Annotated in this window: 14 protein-coding genes and 1 pseudogene; 5 read left to right on the forward strand and 10 right to left on the reverse strand. The window is 43.7% G+C overall.

From position 1 onward, the window contains the following. Positions 1-3: 3 nt before the first annotated feature. On the reverse strand, positions 4-165 hold the full coding sequence (locus tag BXY41_RS26690; protein ID WP_170072283.1) for a hypothetical protein: 162 nt from the start codon (positions 163-165) through the stop codon (positions 4-6). A gap of 142 nt (positions 166-307) precedes the next feature. On the opposite strand from BXY41_RS26690, the gene BXY41_RS08285 reads away from it, so the two are divergent. After that, entirely contained in the window at positions 308-988 is a 681-nt protein-coding gene (locus BXY41_RS08285) for a DUF3298 and DUF4163 domain-containing protein (RefSeq protein WP_104436361.1), read from the forward strand. Positions 989-1,003: 15 nt separating this feature from the next. Here BXY41_RS08285 and BXY41_RS08290 read toward each other — a convergent pair whose 3' ends face one another. Further along, positions 1,004-1,183, reverse strand: a complete 180-nt coding sequence (locus BXY41_RS08290; RefSeq protein ID WP_104436362.1) for a hypothetical protein — start codon at positions 1,181-1,183, stop codon at positions 1,004-1,006. A gap of 93 nt (positions 1,184-1,276) precedes the next feature. Between BXY41_RS08290 and BXY41_RS08295 the strand changes: the two genes are divergently transcribed. Further along, positions 1,277-2,737 carry a recombinase family protein gene (locus tag BXY41_RS08295; protein WP_104436363.1) on the forward strand — a complete coding sequence of 487 codons (1,461 nt, stop codon included), beginning with the start codon at positions 1,277-1,279 and terminating at the stop codon, positions 2,735-2,737. On the opposite strand, the pseudogene BXY41_RS08300 reads toward BXY41_RS08295, so the two are convergent. The 3 genes and pseudogenes from BXY41_RS08300 to BXY41_RS26695 form a co-directional block, all read right to left on the reverse strand. After that, positions 2,737-2,832 (reverse strand): annotated as a pseudogene (locus BXY41_RS08300) (manganese catalase family protein); the annotation flags it as partial. The gene BXY41_RS08295 and the pseudogene BXY41_RS08300 overlap by 1 nt on opposite strands. After that, positions 2,832-3,104 (reverse strand): spore coat protein CotJB, encoded by a 273-nt coding sequence (locus tag BXY41_RS08305; RefSeq protein WP_104436364.1) that lies wholly within the window; start codon positions 3,102-3,104, stop codon positions 2,832-2,834. The pseudogene BXY41_RS08300 and the gene BXY41_RS08305, both read right to left, overlap by 1 nt. Continuing rightward, positions 3,104-3,340, reverse strand: coding sequence for a spore coat associated protein CotJA (locus BXY41_RS26695; protein ID WP_170072284.1), 237 nt, complete (start codon positions 3,338-3,340; stop codon positions 3,104-3,106). Before BXY41_RS26695 ends, BXY41_RS08305 begins: the two co-directional genes overlap by 1 nt. 65 nt (positions 3,341-3,405) lie before the next feature. On the opposite strand from BXY41_RS26695, the gene BXY41_RS26700 reads away from it, so the two are divergent. Both BXY41_RS26700 and BXY41_RS26705 read left to right on the forward strand, forming a co-directional pair. Continuing rightward, positions 3,406-3,651: a hypothetical protein gene (locus BXY41_RS26700; protein ID WP_170072285.1), complete on the forward strand. Its 246-nt coding sequence runs from the start codon at positions 3,406-3,408 to the stop codon at positions 3,649-3,651. Further along, a complete protein-coding gene (locus tag BXY41_RS26705; RefSeq protein ID WP_170072286.1) occupies positions 3,618-4,082 on the forward strand; it encodes a hypothetical protein in 465 nt (154 codons plus the stop codon). Before BXY41_RS26700 ends, BXY41_RS26705 begins: the two co-directional genes overlap by 34 nt. Before the next feature lie 222 nt (positions 4,083-4,304). Here the strand turns inward: BXY41_RS26705 and BXY41_RS08315 are convergent, their stop codons facing one another. After that, positions 4,305-5,639, reverse strand: a complete 1,335-nt coding sequence (locus BXY41_RS08315) for an FAD-dependent oxidoreductase (RefSeq protein ID WP_104436366.1) — start codon at positions 5,637-5,639, stop codon at positions 4,305-4,307. Positions 5,640-5,813: 174 nt separating this feature from the next. Between BXY41_RS08315 and BXY41_RS08320 the strand changes: the two genes are divergently transcribed. Next, positions 5,814-7,166 carry a GGDEF domain-containing phosphodiesterase gene (locus BXY41_RS08320; RefSeq protein WP_104436367.1) on the forward strand — a complete coding sequence of 451 codons (1,353 nt, stop codon included), beginning with the start codon at positions 5,814-5,816 and terminating at the stop codon, positions 7,164-7,166. A gap of 57 nt (positions 7,167-7,223) precedes the next feature. On the opposite strand, the gene BXY41_RS08325 is transcribed toward BXY41_RS08320, so the two are convergent. From BXY41_RS08325 to BXY41_RS08340, 4 genes are all read right to left on the reverse strand, one after another. Further along, positions 7,224-7,673, reverse strand: coding sequence for a CBS domain-containing protein (locus BXY41_RS08325; RefSeq protein WP_104436368.1), 450 nt, complete (start codon positions 7,671-7,673; stop codon positions 7,224-7,226). Positions 7,674-7,783: 110 nt separating this feature from the next. After that, positions 7,784-8,539, reverse strand: coding sequence for a M23 family metallopeptidase (locus BXY41_RS08330; protein WP_104436369.1), 756 nt, complete (start codon positions 8,537-8,539; stop codon positions 7,784-7,786). A gap of 40 nt (positions 8,540-8,579) precedes the next feature. After that, positions 8,580-9,500: a SpoIID/LytB domain-containing protein gene (locus BXY41_RS08335; protein WP_104436370.1), complete on the reverse strand. Its 921-nt coding sequence runs from the start codon at positions 9,498-9,500 to the stop codon at positions 8,580-8,582. A 101-nt stretch (positions 9,501-9,601) separates the two neighbouring features. Beyond that, positions 9,602-12,055, reverse strand: a complete 2,454-nt coding sequence (locus tag BXY41_RS08340; protein ID WP_104436371.1) for a glycogen/starch/alpha-glucan phosphorylase — start codon at positions 12,053-12,055, stop codon at positions 9,602-9,604. Positions 12,056-12,075 lie beyond the last annotated feature (20 nt).

Raw genomic sequence — 12,075 nt, forward strand, 5'->3', positions numbered from 1 at the left:
TTATCACTCCTCTTCCTTTTTTTCATACACTTTAATGCTTTCTTCATGTCTCAGCGTATTGGGACCTAGAAATTTACCAGTCTCCCAGTGATTCTGGAATGTTTCGGGCTTTTTGTTCTCATCCTTTGCACTGGAGCTGTAGTTATCCTTATTTTTATTTTTCATGTTTGTTCACCTCAAAGATAGTATGGTAAAAACAGTCCCGATTATGCATATTCAATCTGAGATTCAGCCCGTTTCTCATTTTTCCGCAATAAACCTGCTGCGCATTCATATAATATAAAAAACTTTCTTTCCTGAGGTTCTCATGCAGACAATCACCCAAAAGACAAAGACGGATGTAATGAAGCATAACGACGTTCCTGTCTTTACTTATACCATCAATTATCCTTATTTTACATCAACCTGCAGCACTGCCGCGGCAAACACCATTAACCAGTTCTATGAGATTCAGTCCCAGCAGTCGGAAAAATACTGCCGCGAGGTTTTATACCCTCAGGCAGTGGAAGATGCCATGTATGCAAAAGACAATGAGTTTCCCTTTCACAGCTATGAATTCCTTTCCAACTATGTGATCACATATAACGAGGATTGCTTTACCAGCCTCTACACCGACCAGTATTCGTATCTGGGCGGGGCTCATGGAAATACGGTGAGGCAGTCCCAGACCTGGAACTTCCAAACAGGGAAGCAGTTGCATATAACCGACCTATTTCTAGATGTAAAAGATGTAAATGATATTTTTAATGTAATTGAAAATGAGATTGTTATTCGCCAGAAAGAAAATCCCGGCACCTACTTTGATGATTATGCAAAACTGATCCGGGGAAATTTTGATATGAACGCATTTTACTTAAAACCCTGCGGTGTCGTCATCTACTATCAGCAATACGATATCGCTCCATATGCCTCCGGAATTCCGGAATTTTTCTTTCCCTTTAAAAACTGCACGGATGATACAGGTTCCCAATCCACATCACAGTCATAGAAAATAGTCCGGTCATCACGATAACAGATGACCGGCATTTTTTTTGTTTTCTGTCTTAATATAGCCTGCCTGCCTCATTATCAGATCCAGAATCTTTTCAGCGGCCTCCTTTTTTTCCTCTTCTGGCAGGGTCTCAAACAAAACCATTTCTCCAGCAATCTCTATGTAATTTACAATCTTGATTGTTTTACTCATAATTTTATACCCCTTCCTGTAAAATGTATGTGACACAGATTGTACCTGTTTCCAGGTATCTTCTCTTTTAATTATCGGAAAGAAGGGAACTCATTGATTAAAAATGAGACAAAACCGATTGGGGCGGCTTATGTACGGGTAAGTACAAATGATCAGACCGAGCTCTCTCCAGCTGCACAGCTTCGGGAAATTAAAAATTCGGCCAATGCTGACGGTGTGCTGATTCCGGACGAATACATTTTTATAGAAGAAAAAGGAGTAAGCGGGCGCAGAGCTGATAACCGAAAAGAATTTCAGCGGATGATCTCCATTGCTAAATCCCATCCCTCCCCTTTTCAGTATCTGTATTTATGGAAATTCTCCCGCTTTGCACGTAATCAGGAAGAGAGCATGTTTTATAAAAGCGTACTTCGGAAAAAATGCGGTGTTTCAATAAAAAGTGTTTCTGAACCAATTATGGAAGGCATGTTTGGGCGGCTGATCGAAAGCATTATTGAATGGTTTGATGAATATTATTCCATCAATTTATCTGGTGAGGTTACACGGGGAATGACGGAAAAAGCCTTGAGAAACGGGTATCAGGCCGCTCCCTGCCTGGGATACCATGCTGTAGGGGAGGGGAAGCCTTTTGTTATAGAAGAAAAGGAATATGAGGCCGTAGTATTGATACATCAGTCCTTTTTTAATGGAATGGATCTCACATCAATTGCCAGAGAGGCCAATAACCAGGGCTATTGTACCAAACGGGGCAATCCGTTTGACAGAAGATCGGTAGAGCGGATATTAAAAAACAGATTCTACGAAGGCACAGTTACATGGAATAATATCTCTTTTCAAGGCTCACATGAAACAAGAAAAGAGGTCACCTCTGTTTTTCAGGCTAACCAGCAGCGGATGAAACAGGAATACAGACCTCGGAACAGAAGGGAAGTTTCCTCATGCAGACATTGGGCCAGCGGACTTTTGGTCTGCGGTTACTGCGGTGCCAGCCTGGGATATAACTCGGGAGGAAAAACGGATCATCAGTCCGGTTATTTTCAATGCTGGCGCTATACCAAAGGACTTCATAAGGAATCCTGCTGTATTTCTGATAAAAAAGCGGAGTCTCTCATTATTAAATCCTTACAGCAGGTCACCGCAATTGCAGAGAAACAAAACGATTACATCAAACAACCAGACTCAGGACGGTCATTAGAAAGGCAACGGTTAGAATCCGCATTGGAAAAACTTCGTACAAAGAAAACTAAAATAAAATCAGCATATGAAAATGGAATTGACACTCTGGAAGAATACCGTGCCGGAAAAGAACGCCTTATGAATGCTGAATCAGAACTGGAAAGCAGACTAAAATCCATAGAAGCCTGGGAACGTCAGGAACACACCCAAAGTAAGGATACATGTAACAATAAAATCAAAGGTGTCTGCGATATATTAACAAATCCTTCAGTCAGCAGTGAAGGGAAAGGAAAAGCGCTGCGCAGCGTGGTAAAAAAAATCGTTTATGATAAAAAGTCTGGTGAAATGAAGTTTATTTATTATATGCATTTACAATAGGGTCCGCCATACTGGCTCATAATGAAGGTAGCGATTTTAGGATTGGGCGTTTTAATATTTACGGGATACTGCAACCTCTTTTCATATCTCCACATTAGCCGCACACTCCTTCCCATGGCCATGGATCATTAACCCAGGTCCAGTAGTTTTCGTCCATAACTCCATCTGCCATAAGTGGACCACAATATTGCTCATAGGTTTGCATAGCCTGATTACGCATATTTACTACACAATGGTAATAATTCAATGCATCTTGGTCACATGGGTGGGTATCAAGATACAGGACTACATCGTCCATTGCGAAACTGGCTTTATATATCTGCATTAATAACATATCGCAATCAACAACATTATTACAATTTCCCATTACTTGCACCCCCCCATCAAAAATGGTTTAAATAAATCTGGGAAAATCGTTCCCATTTCAATTGCAGTATCTACAGAATAAAGTTCCTGCCATCTCTGCCACGGAACATAGGCCATACCTACTGGATACCGGTCAATACATTCCGCACCGGAACAATCAGCTGGTTTGGCATCAGTACACGTACCGGGAGCTACTCCCATTGGCGGCATATTGGGTCTCATACGGCATGGAGGCATATCCGGGTACATCCTTGGACATGGGGGCATTTCCGGACATTTTGTTACTGCTGGAGAAACTCCCTGTGACGGACATTTTGCTGGTTTGGGGGGCATTTCCGGACATCTCATTTGGCATGGGGGCATCTCAGGACATTTTGTTACTGCTGGAGAAACTCCCTGTGACGGACATTTTGCTGGTTTTGGAGGCATTTCCGGACATCTCATGCGGCATGGTGGCATCTCAGGACATTTTGTTACTGCTGGTGAGACTCCCTGAGGTGGACATTTTACCGGCATGGGGCATGGGGGCATTTCCGGACATTTCATGACTGCTGGCGATACTCCCTGTGATGGACATTTCATTGGCATTGGGCATGGGGGCATTTCCGGACATTTCATGACTGCTGGCGATACTCCCTGTGATGGACATTTCATTGGCATCGGGCATGGGGGCATTTCCGGACATTTTGTTACTGCTGGCGATACTCCCTGTGATGGACATTTCATTGGCATCGGGCGTGGGGGCATTTCCGGACATTTTGTTACTGCTGGCGATACTCCCTGTGATGGACATTTCATTGGCATCGGGCATGGGGGCATTTCCGGACATTTTGTTACTGCTGGCGATACTCCCTGTGATGGACATGGCATGGGGCACGGGGGCATTTCCGGACATTTCATGACTGCCGGGGATACTCCCTGTGACGGACATTTCATTGGCTTGGGGGGCATCTCCGGACAATTCATGGATCCAAAGTAAGAGGGACATCTGGATAAATCCTGTTGTCTCATTGGAATGGGTGCTGACGGGTTTTTTAAGCTCTTTGCCGGACCTGATCCCAGAGGCATATCTGGACGAATCACTGTACCCGGACATACGGACATATCAAGTTCCATAGGCGAAGACCAGTCGGAACACCGTTGTTTCGTATAACCATCCATAGGATGTTTGACTCCTTTCATACTTGAAAAGTTTCTAATATCAATCTATGAATGGAATACTCTGTTGTGCAGGATTAGAAGATATTTTTCCGTTTATTTCAAAAGAAGATCCATGACATGGACATTCCCATCTCTTATCGTATCGGTTCCAAACCAGACGGCATCCCAAATGGGGACAGTTGACCGCACCTTTTAATACTCCGCCGGAAAGCCCCTTTACGGATTTAAGGCCATGGGAAACCAGGGTGCCTGCACCCGCTTTTATATGATGCCTCCTGGGTGTAAATACCTCATCAAAAGGTGTTTTCTTTCCCAAAATCTGCATGCTTAACATCTTAGCTGCAACCATGGACGTACTCATACCCCATTTGCCAAATCCTGTTGCCACATACCAATCAGGTTTAAAGGCGGAATAAGTGCCGATATAGGGAATTCCGTCCAGAGTCATACAATCCTGTGCAGACCACTTACCAATCTCCTGTGCACCTGGAAACAGATGCTTTGCTGTCTGCTTCATAACCCCATACGGGTTCTCTTTGGGTATACTTCCCGTTCTGTGGCTTCCATATCCCATAAGCAGCTTGTCTCCTGCATTTCGGAAGGAATAGGCTTTGGAATCGACTCCCAGATACATTCCGTCAATGGAGGGAACGCCATCAAACTCTGTGACATAGCTTTTTTCCTGATACATTTTAGCAAAATAGAATCCGGGAATATTGATAAATGGATAATGGGTTGCAAATACTACCTTCTCCGCCTTAATCACTCCCCGGTCTGTGATAACCTCGTGCCCCTCTACTTTTAACACTCTGGTCCTTTCATAAATTGTAAGGCCCGAGGAGATGTCTCTTAAAAATTCCAGAGGGTGAAACTGTGCCTGTCCGGTAAACCGGACTGCTCCGAAAATGGGAAAAGGAAGTTTAATCTCCCGCTCAAAAGAGGCAGGAAGACCAAGTCTTTTAGCACATTCTGCTTCTTTTAAAAGTTTTTCCGATTCCTGTACAGAGTAAAGATAAGCATCTTTTTCTTCATAATGACACCGGATCCCATATCGTCTGATCAGCTTTCCATACTCCTCTACTGCCAGCTGATTGGCTCTTCCGTACAGTCTGGCCGTATCCTCTCCTACGTTTTTCACCAGTTTATGATAGATTAAATTATGCTGGGACGTAATTTTTGCAGTGGTATATCCGGACTGACCGCTTCCGATCCTGTCTGCTTCCAATACCACCACATGAACACCGTGCCGCTGTAAATAAAAGGCAGTCAGTATTCCTGCCATTCCTGCCCCAATCACCACCACCTCTGTCCGTCTGTTTCCGGCAAGTGGGTTTCTCCCCGGAATCCGGACTGTTTCTGTCCATATTGATTTCATTTATTTTCACCTCTGTTGTTTGTCTTTTTCGACGCTGTATTAATATGCATATTTCCTATTATTCTCACATTTGACAGAAGTAATGCCTTTTTTCCCGTTTCCAATTATTTCTTGCTTTCCTCTCTTTTCTATACTAAAATAAGAACAGACAACCAAGAACAGGAGGCAATCCCAATGCACTGGTTTCAAAAAAAAGAGAATCTTAATTCTGACGATAAACAGACAACAGGAACCGAACAGGGCAGTGACACTTCGGTTAAACTGGAACGTGATGCCTGCTTACATCATCTTACCCACGCACTCAGTTCCAATGAACGGGGCGTTGTTTTAAAACTATACATAGAGAATTTTAAGCAGCTCAATCAATTACTTGGTTACGAATACTGTGAAAATCTGCTGAGTCAGATTCTTGCCTATTTAAAGGAATCATGCGGGAATAATGTCTATCATTATATCGGCGTGGAATATATGATCTTTTTGGATCATTATACCCAGGGACAGGCCATGAATCTTGCAGACGAAATCGCCCAGAGATTTGACCATGCCTGGAAGATTGGCAGCACGGACTGTATCTGCTCTGTACAGATGGGGCTTTGTGCCTATCCCGGTCATGCAGAAACCACGGAACAGATGCAAAAATGTCTGGATCTGGCAGTGACCAGAGCCGGTGAGGGCGGTCCCAATCAGGCAGTCATGTTTGACAGTACTTTACAAAATCAGCTCAGGCGGCGGCAGACCATCGCCCTTTATTTGAAGACGGCTCTGGAAAAAGATGAAGTGGAGATTCTTTACCGTCCTTCCATTTGCGTTGTAACAGGAACATTTTTAAGAGCAGAATTATCCATGCGTATATTTATAAAAGGCCTGGGGTTAATCGGAGCGGGAGAATTCATGACTGTGGCAGAGGATTCCGGGCAGATCCGTGCATTGCTGTATTATGCTCTGGAAAAGGTCTGCCAGTGTATCAGACAGGCATTAGATGATGGCTGTGAATTTGAATCCATCGCACTTCCTGTCTCTCCTGTGCTGTTTTTGCAGGAGGACTTTATTGACGAAGTTGCGCGGGTGATGGAGGCATATGAGGTTCCCCAGGGTAAGCTTGCACTGGAGCTGAAAGAAAGTGCACTGACTATGGGTTATCTGAATTTTAACATTATTCTTCAAAAGCTTTCAGATATGGGAGTGGAACTGATACTCAATGAGTTCGGCTCCGGTTATTCCAGTATCTCTGCCAGCCTGGATCTTCCCGTTCACACTGTAAAGTTGGAACGGCTCTTTATCTGGCAGCTTGAGACCAATGAAAAATCCAGATATATCATACAAGGATTAATTCGTATGGCAAAGGATCTTCACCTGTCCATAATCGCAGAAGGCGTGGAAACAGAAAATCAGGTGTCCGTTTTAACAGAAGCAGGCTGCAGCTATCAGCAGGGATTTTATTATTCTACTCCCTTAAAGCAGGAGAATCTGTTGAAAATTTTAGGAAAGAACCGGGATGAATCCGCTCCATATCTGTCTGAGGATTAAAAATATGGGATGAAAAAAGCGCTTTCGGCTAAAAACCGAAAACGCTTTTCTATCTGCTTAATTACTTACAATTGTCCTGACCTTGATCTCGTCGGACTTTTTTACTTCCTGGGACTTCTTGTAAAAGTAGCGTATGATATCCTTACGGGTTACTAACCCGATGAAATTCTTCTGATCATCCACCACCGGTACAAAATTCTGGTTCAAAGCCATATCAACCAGGTCTTCCATTGTGGAATCTGCAAAAACGGGGCGGTTATCCGATCTTCTGTCAATGGCGGCTACCGTCACATTCTCCGCTTCCTTCAGACTTAAATTGAATTTATTCTTTATTCCCCAGAGCATGTCCCCTTCTGTTATTGTTCCAACATATTTGCCGTTCCTGTTGATGACAGGTATGGCGGAGTACTTGTGATACTCCATCTTCTCCAGCGCCTGACGCAGAGAATCATCTTCATAAATATAAGCCACTTCATTCTTAGGTGTTAAAAAAAACAATATGTTCATAGCCACACTCCCCGTTTGATGTACGGACTTAGTATAGCAGATGAGTCTTAATCACGTGTGAACAAATTATTATTTTTTTATAACTTTTTCCTAATATTTCCTGAGCATGATTATTGCATATGGTCAAGAGGATCAATGGCTTTGTCTTCATGGGTCACTTCAAAGAATAGGTTGGCGCCTTCTACGGAATAATACTTTGTGGGTTCTGCAATATAACCCAGCACCTGGCCTTCCTTCACATATTCATTTGCTGTTACCTTCAGTTCTTTTAACTGACCGCATACAGCCGTGTACTTGTTGCCCATGTTTAAAACAACGTAGTTACCAATTTCTTCATTGGAACCGATTTCCTGCACTTTTGCATTGGCGGGTGCGACTACCGGAGTGCTCACATCTCCCTGAATTACCACGCCTGGATTGCATTTATACTGATCCAGGGTTGGGAAGTAGATGGTCTTATCCATACTGTAGTCCAAAATAACATTTCCGCGTACCGGCCAGGTCATTCTGGTGGAGTCGTTAAAATTAAGTACCAGTGACTTGGCGGCATTTTTGTCTGCTGCGGCTTTTGCTGCCTGTGTTTCTTTTTCGGCTGTGGCTTTGGCTGAATCAACAGCCTTCATTTCCTCTTCCGCATTTTTTGTTGCATTGGAATCTCCTGCAACAGCTACCTGTGTATCCTGGGGGACTGATTCTTCAACAATCATATTGCTCTGATCCGGTACTTTCAGATAAGGGCTTTCTCCTCCACCATTTCCTCTTTGAACGGTAATGACTCCTGCTGCAGCTACTATAGTCAGCAGGCCTAGAACCAACAGGACAAGGAATACTTTATCCTTGAACAATTGACTTATTTTCTCCTTCACGTTTATCACCTCGATAATATTCTTACCAAGAGTGAAAGAGTTATTCAGATTTCAAAACAATATTTTTATAAAAATAAGCAAGAATTTTTTCTGCCGTCCATCCTTCCTCACTTTTACATTTTGCACCGTACTGGCTAAAGCCATATCCATGTCCGATCCCCCGGCAGACAGCTCTCACACCGCCCTCATAATCTTCAAATTCAAAGGAAGGCGACGGCAGGGAAAGTGCGTACTGAACCTGATCTCCCGTGAGGGTATGAGTACCGATCTGGATCTGTACCACATAACCGGAATCATCCCGCTGAACAATCTGAATGCTTTGCGGAATCTGATCTGCCTTTACAGAACCATCTCCTGATATCTTGTTGATTTTATCCGCAAAGTCTTCTTTGCTGAACTGAAGAATTGTTAAAAAACCCTCTGCCTCCACATCTTTTTTGCATTCTACAGGCTGTAAATATGGGTGGTTTGAATCTCCCGCTCTTGTCATTCCGTTGCTGGCACGATGAAACAACGGTTCAATTAAATTATCGTTACAGGTGATCACTGTCCCTGTGGTAGAGCGTACCGCATCTTCAATTGCCTGATAGCTGGTGACAAAAGCCTCGCTTCCCCACATCTTTTCCATCTGCTTCTGCTCTAAATAATCCATATGGAGATCGGATTCCTTTACTTCCTTCTGACCGTTCATTTTACCATAAATATAGGTCCGGGCGATGATTGCCTGGGCCCGGAGCGCTTCTTTCCCGTAATCTGCCGGCATCTGCTTTGCTACCACTCCCGGAAGATATTCCTCCACATCCATAGAGGTTTCCCCGCCCTTTCTGTCTAAGATTACACGTTTTCCACTAAGTGTAATGGGCATATCTTTTTTCTCCTCAATTTTCCCGGTCCACGCCAGAGTTATAATATATGGAAACAAAAATGCCAGTATACATGCCATTAAAATTTTCTTCCCCATCATCCCGCCGCCTTTCTTTCAGTCTGAACCCTTGTTCAATATATGCGAAAAAGCGCCCCGGAATCACTTCCGGAACGCTTTTTCAGAAACCTTCATATGGATCAGAGTTCCACATTTACCTTTTCCAAATGCCAGATGTCTCTGACATATTCAAGAATGGTACGGTCTGATGTAAATTTACCGCTGTTTGCTACATTTAAAATGGCAGCTTTTGCCCACCAGGATTCATCTCTGTATGCCTGATCGATCCGCTTTTGTGCCTCCCCGTAAGAAGGAAGATCCTTTAAAATAAAGTACGTATCGGCACGGTCACTGCTCATGGTGTTAAGCAGGGAATTATAAATATCACGGAACAGCTCCGGATCCTGTGGAGAATAATAGCCATTAATCAGCTGCATCAAAACTCTGCGGATCTCATAATTGTTGTTAAAAATCTCCATGGGATCGTATCCGCCTTCCCGCTCATAACGGATGACCTCATCGGATGTGAGGCCGAAAATAAATGCATTCTCCGCTCCCACTTCCTCTACGATCTCCACATTGGCTCCATCCATGGTTCCAAGAGTCAGAGCACCGTTTAACATGAATTTCATGTTGCCGGTTCCGGAAGCTTCTTTGCTGGCAGTGGATATCTGTTCACTGACATCTGCTGCAGCGAATATAATTTCTGCATTGGACACTTTGTAGTCTTCAATAAATACAACTTTTATTTTACCGCCAATGCTTCTGTCGTTGTTAATCACCTCTGCCACAGAATTGATCAGCTTAATGGTAAGCTTCGCCCTGCGGTAACCGGCAGCAGCTTTGGCTCCGAAAATAAAGGTCCGTGGAACCATATCCAGATTAGGATTATCCTTCAGCTGATTATACAGATACATCACATGAAGAATATTCATCAGCTGTCGTTTATACTCGTGAAGACGTTTTACCTGCACATCAAATATAGATCTGGGATCTACCTCTATGCCGTTATGTTCTTTAATATATCTGGCCAGCCGGACCTTGTTCTGATATTTGATATCCATAAATTCCTGCTGACATTTGGGATCATCTGCGTAAACAGCCAGGCGGTGAATATGAGGCAGATTGGTGATCCATTCATTTCCAATTTTCTTCGTCACCCACTCAGACAAAAGAGGATTTCCATGTAATAGAAAACGTCTCTGGGTAATACCGTTGGTTTTATTATTAAATTTCTCCGGCATCATCTCATAGAAATCTTTCAGCTCCTGATTCTTTAAGATCTCCGTATGAAGTCTGGCTACCCCGTTAACGGAAAAGCCTCCGACAATGGCAAGATTGGCCATTCGTACCTGACCGTCATAAACAATGGCCATTTTACGTACTTTATCCTGATTTCCCGGATACATCTGGCTGATCTTCTGCTGAAAACGGCGGTTGATTTCTTCCACAATCTGATAAATTCTGGGAAGGAGTCTGGAAAACAGCTCAATGGGCCATTTTTCCAGAGCCTCTGACATAATGGTGTGGTTGGTATAGGCACAGGTCTTCGTAGTAATTTCCCATGCCTCATCCCAGCTCAATCCGTAATCATCAAGTAGAATCCGCATCAGCTCCGGTACAGCCACCGTCGGATGGGTATCGTTTAACTGAAATACGTTCTTCTCATAGAATTTATGGATGTCATCATGGTTTTCCATATATTTTTTGACTGCTCTCTGCACGCTGGCAGAGATAAAGAAGTACTGCTGCTTTAAGCGCAGCTCCTTACCTGCGTAGTGGTTGTCATTGGGATAGAGGACTTCAACAATGGTTTTAGCCAGATTCTCCTGCTCCACTGCCTTTTGGTAGTCCCCTTTATCAAAGGAATCCAGGCTGAAGGTGTTAATGGCCTGGGCATCCCAGATACGCAGAGTATTTACTACGTTATTGCCATATCCTATGATGGGCATATCGTAAGGAACCGCCAGGACGGACTGATAGCCCTCCTGAACAAACCGCTCCTTACCATCTTCCCGTACCACCTTTACATATCCCCCAAATTTAACTTCAGTGGCATATTCTGCCCTGCGGATCTCAAAGGGATATCCGTTTTTCAGCCAGTCATCCGGGATTTCCACCTGGTAACCGTTCTCGATTTTCTGTTTGAACATGCCGTAACGATATCGGATTCCACAGCCGTAAGCAGGATATCCCAGTGTTGCCAGTGAATCAAGAAAGCATGCCGCCAGGCGGCCAAGCCCTCCGTTTCCAAGAGCCGGATCCGGCTCCTGGTCTTCAATTGCATTTAAGTCAAACCCAAGTTCTTCTAACACTTCCTTCACATCCGGCTGTGCCATGAAACTTATGATGCTGTTGCCAAGAGCACGACCCATTAAAAACTCCATGGACAGGTAATACAGGGTTTTTACATCCTGCTTTTCGTACTCTTTGTGGGTTGCGATCCATTCATCTATGATCACATCTTTTACTGCATAGGCGACTGCCTGGTACATCTGCTCTTTGGTTGCCTCATCTACCGTTTTACGAAACACGTTCTTCATATTAAACAAGACACTTTTTTTAAAGGTTTCCTTATCAAATCCCATGCTCATTCCACAAGACCTCCTGACTG

Source organism: Lacrimispora xylanisolvens (assembly GCF_002934545.1).
Classification (GTDB): Bacteria; Bacillota; Clostridia; order Lachnospirales; family Lachnospiraceae; genus Lacrimispora; species Lacrimispora xylanisolvens.

What these genes read in the sequence shown, in the direction of transcription:
- BXY41_RS08325 (WP_104436368.1), bottom strand. Translation starts at nt 7,673, where the DNA reads ATGAACATATTGTTTTTTTTAACACCTAAGAATGAAGTGGCTTATATT.
- BXY41_RS08290 (WP_104436362.1), bottom strand. Translation starts at nt 1,183, where the DNA reads ATGAGTAAAACAATCAAGATTGTAAATTACATAGAGATTGCTGGAGAA.
- BXY41_RS26705 (WP_170072286.1), top strand. Translation starts at nt 3,618, where the DNA reads ATGGGGCATGGGGGCATTTCCGGACATTTCATGACTGCTGGCGATACT.
- BXY41_RS08305 (WP_104436364.1), bottom strand. Translation starts at nt 3,104, where the DNA reads ATGGGAAATTGTAATAATGTTGTTGATTGCGATATGTTATTAATGCAG.
- BXY41_RS26695 (WP_170072284.1), bottom strand. Translation starts at nt 3,340, where the DNA reads ATGCCTCCATGCCGTATGAGACCCAATATGCCGCCAATGGGAGTAGCT.
- BXY41_RS26690 (WP_170072283.1), bottom strand. Translation starts at nt 165, where the DNA reads ATGAAAAATAAAAATAAGGATAACTACAGCTCCAGTGCAAAGGATGAG.
- BXY41_RS08320 (WP_104436367.1), top strand. Translation starts at nt 5,814, where the DNA reads ATGCACTGGTTTCAAAAAAAAGAGAATCTTAATTCTGACGATAAACAG.
- BXY41_RS08335 (WP_104436370.1), bottom strand. Translation starts at nt 9,500, where the DNA reads ATGGGGAAGAAAATTTTAATGGCATGTATACTGGCATTTTTGTTTCCA.
- BXY41_RS08315 (WP_104436366.1), bottom strand. Translation starts at nt 5,639, where the DNA reads ATGAAATCAATATGGACAGAAACAGTCCGGATTCCGGGGAGAAACCCA.
- BXY41_RS08285 (WP_104436361.1), top strand. Translation starts at nt 308, where the DNA reads ATGCAGACAATCACCCAAAAGACAAAGACGGATGTAATGAAGCATAAC.
- BXY41_RS08340 (WP_104436371.1), bottom strand. Translation starts at nt 12,055, where the DNA reads ATGAGCATGGGATTTGATAAGGAAACCTTTAAAAAAAGTGTCTTGTTT.